The 2,557-nt window shown below is 50.4% G+C and carries 3 protein-coding genes; all 3 read right to left on the bottom strand.

What is annotated here, in order from left to right:
- On the bottom strand, positions 1–264 hold a 264-nt coding region (locus Q0338_RS02415), incomplete at its 3' end, for an ATP-binding protein (protein ID WP_298085369.1).
- 1 nt (position 265) lies between these two features.
- Positions 266–1,573 carry a 30S ribosomal protein S12 methylthiotransferase RimO gene (rimO, locus tag Q0338_RS02410; RefSeq protein ID WP_298085368.1) on the bottom strand — a complete coding sequence of 436 codons (1,308 nt, stop codon included), beginning with the start codon at positions 1,571–1,573 and terminating at the stop codon, positions 266–268.
- Between the two features lies 1 nt (position 1,574).
- Positions 1,575–2,396: a pantoate--beta-alanine ligase gene (gene panC, locus Q0338_RS02405; protein ID WP_298085367.1), complete on the bottom strand. Its 822-nt coding sequence runs from the start codon at positions 2,394–2,396 to the stop codon at positions 1,575–1,577.
- Between the last annotated feature and the right edge of the window lie 161 nt (positions 2,397–2,557).

Below are 2,557 nucleotides of genomic sequence, written 5' to 3'. Positions count from 1 at the left end.
CGTGCGCGCCTCGTGCTCGAAATTTGATGCGCCAAGCTGCACGCTTTTTACGTAGATTTGTTTGTTAAATTTAGCCGCCAGATCTCGCGCCGAGGCGATCTCGTCCTTGCTTTGCGCGCGGACGTTATAATCCACGATCGCAAGGTCAAATTTCACGCCCGCCTCGTCTAAAAGGTAAAAAAGCGCCGTGCTATCGACGCCGTGCGAAAAGGCAAGCAGATTTCGCCCCGATTTTAGCTTATGCAAAACGGGCGCGCTTAGCATTTTAGGCCTTTGCCGTGATCTTACCTAGCGCCTGGCTGCCCGCTACCTGCGTGATCTCGCACCAGTAGCGACCGCCGGTTTCTAGCTGCTCCACGTCGCTTTCGTTGATCAAAATTTCGCCGTCGATGTCCTTATCCCAGAGCGCCTTTTTCGCGGCGTAAAACATCTCGCCCTCGCTGCTTTCGCCCTCGAGCGAGACGATAAATTTTTGCCCTAGCTCCTGCGCGAAGCTCGCCTCGATCGCGGCGCGAGTGATCTTTTCGATCTTGCTTAGGCGCTTTGAGATGATTTTGGCGGGCACCTGCTCCATCTCGTATGAGAGCGTGTCTTCTTCTTTGGAGTAAGCAAACGCCGAAACGCGGTCAAATTTAAACTCCTGCAAAAACGCGCAAAGCTCGTCAAATTCGGCTTCGCTCTCGCCCGGGTGCCCGACTATGACGCCCGTTCGCAAAAACGCATCAGGCGCGCTTTTCATCAAATTTAAAAGCTCTTTGATCCGCGCCGCGCCGCTTCCGCGCCTCATGATTTTTAGCATTTTATCGCTTGCGTGCTGGATCGGCATATCAAAGTAGTTTACAAACACGGGCGAGGCGATGATACGCTCGATTAATGCGTTTGAGGTCGTGCTCGGGTATAGATAAAGTATGCGCGCGGTTTTGACGCCCTCGATCTTCTCGACCGCGTCGATGAGAGAGATGAGCCCGTCGCTAACCGCGTGATCGCGCATATACGAGCTGCTGTCCTGCGAGAGGAAGCTAAAGTCGTAGTAGCCCTTTTTTACGAGCTTTTGCACCTCGTCTACGATGTTTTCGAGCGCGCGGGATTTTAGCTTGCCCTTAAAGGTCGGGATCGCGCAGAAGCTGCATTTTTGATTACAGCCTTCTGAAATTTTGATGTAGGCGTGGTAGTTTGAGCCCGTTATCACGCGCTCTTCGCTTGCTTGCAGGTAGGTGTCCGGGCTAAATAAATTTTGCTTTTTTAGGATGATTTCATCGATCTTGTCGTAGTCTCCGACGCCGGTAAATAGATCGACCTCGGGCAGCTCCTTCATCAGCTCCTCGCGGTAGCGCTGCATGAGGCAGCCCGTGACCACGAGCAAGGAGCCTTTTTTGCGCGCCTCGTGCATATCTAGGATCGCGCGGATGCTTTCTTCTTTGGCCGAGTTTATAAAGCCGCAGGTGTTTACGATGATGACGTCGGCGCTTGCGACATCTGGCGTGATCTCGTAGTTTTGCAGGCGTCCGAGCATGATCTCGGAGTCCACCAGATTTTTGTTACAGCCTAATGATACTAAGTGAAGCTTACCCATCTTATACCCACAGATTGTCGATCAGACGCGTTTTGCCGACATACGCGGCGACTAGGATGATGGTGTTGTCCGGCTCTATTAGCGAGATTTCGTTTAAATTTCTATCCACGATCGCGACGTAGTCGACGTTTAGCGGCTCTAGGGTTTGTAGCATCTCGCCTTTTATCGTTTGCGCGTTTAGCTCGCCGGCTGCGATCAAATTTGAGGCTTTTTTAAGCGAATGCGAAAGCTTAAGCGCCTCTAGCTTTTGCCCCTCGTCTAGGTAGGCGTTTCGCGAGCTAAGCGCCAGTCCGTCGCGCGCGCGAACGATCTCGCAAGGCACGATCTCTAAATTTAAAAAACAGGTCTTTACGAAATTACGCACGATGAGCAGCTGCTGCGCGTCCTTTTTGCCCATATAGACGCGCTTTGCGTTTGTTAGATTAAAGAGCTTGTTTAGCACGCGAAGCACGCCGTCAAAGTGTCCAGGGCGAGTCTTGCCCTCAAGCACGCTTGCTAAATTTTCAGGCGCGCTGATTAGCGGCTCGGTATCAAAATATAGCTCCCTAGCCTCAGGCGCAAACATCGCGTGCACGCCCAGCTCCTCGCAAATTTTAGCGTCGTTTTGTTCGTTTTTTGGATAGCTATCAAAGTCCTCGCCCGCTAAAAACTGCGTCGGGTTTACAAACGTCGAAACGATCGCGGTTTTGTTTTCTGCTACGCACTTTTCTATGAGGCTAGCGTGTCCGCCATGAAGCGCGCCCATAGTGGGTACGAAGCCGATATTTTCGGGATTTGCCGCGACGAAATCTCGCAGCTGTTCTGCTGTTCTTAAAATTTGCATTTTCTCTTCTTTATGTCTAATTTTAACGCGCGATTATAGCAAATTTTATCTTTACTCTTACAAATATGTTATAATCACGCCAAAAAGCACAAAAAAGGTCTTAAAATTTGGATAATTACGAATACACGGAACTTCTAAAAACCCTAAACACGAAAGTAGAA

The organism is uncultured Campylobacter sp. (assembly GCF_938018145.1).
Taxonomy (GTDB): domain Bacteria; phylum Campylobacterota; class Campylobacteria; order Campylobacterales; family Campylobacteraceae; genus Campylobacter_A.
Note: the sequence above shows the minus strand (reverse complement) of the source record. Positions and strands in the feature narration are given on the sequence as shown.

Coding starts and splice junctions, on each gene's coding strand:
- panC (WP_298085367.1), bottom strand. CDS start 2,396: ATGCAAATTTTAAGAACAGCAGAACAGCTGCGAGATTTCGTCGCGGCA.
- rimO (WP_298085368.1), bottom strand. CDS start 1,573: ATGGGTAAGCTTCACTTAGTATCATTAGGCTGTAACAAAAATCTGGTG.